Source organism: Methylobacterium sp. E-065, from assembly GCF_022829605.1.
GTDB lineage: Bacteria > Pseudomonadota > Alphaproteobacteria > Rhizobiales > Beijerinckiaceae > Methylobacterium.
Map to the genome: position 1 here is coordinate 1 of NZ_JAKSYD010000252.1, position 522 is coordinate 522.

The following is a 522-nucleotide window of genomic DNA, read 5'->3' on the forward strand; positions in this document are numbered from 1 at the left end:
AGCGCGAGAACGCTCGTCTGCGCCGGCTCGTCGCCGACCTTTCTTTGGTGGGTCAGGTGCTGGCGGACGTCGCCTCGGGAAACTTGTAGCCCCCGAGCGACGCAGGCAGGCGGTGGACGGCATCCGTGAGAAGTACGGCCTCGCGGAACGTCACGCCTGCCGGATCGTCGGTCGGCACCGCGGCACGCAACGCTACGTGCCTACCGTGCCGGCCGACGAGGATGCACCGACCCAGGCCATGATCGCCCTGGCGTCCGAGTACGGACGCTACGGCTACCGCCGAGTCACCGCGCTGCTACAGGCAGCCGGCTGGCAGGTCGGCAAAGACCGGGTTCAGCGCATCTGGCGTCGCGAGGGGCTGAAGGTCCCCGGCCGACATGGACCCCGCAGCCGCCTGTGGCTGAACGACGGCTCCTGCGTGCGGCTACGACCGCTTCACCGCAATCACGTCTGGAGCTTCGACTTCGTGCAAGCCCAGACGCACGATGGGCGCTCTCTGCGCATCCTGACGCTGATCGACGA

General features: G+C 68.4%; 1 pseudogene. It reads left to right on the plus strand.

The window, feature by feature from the left end:
• Positions 1-522 (plus strand): annotated as a pseudogene (locus tag MKK84_RS28610) (IS3 family transposase); the annotation flags it as partial.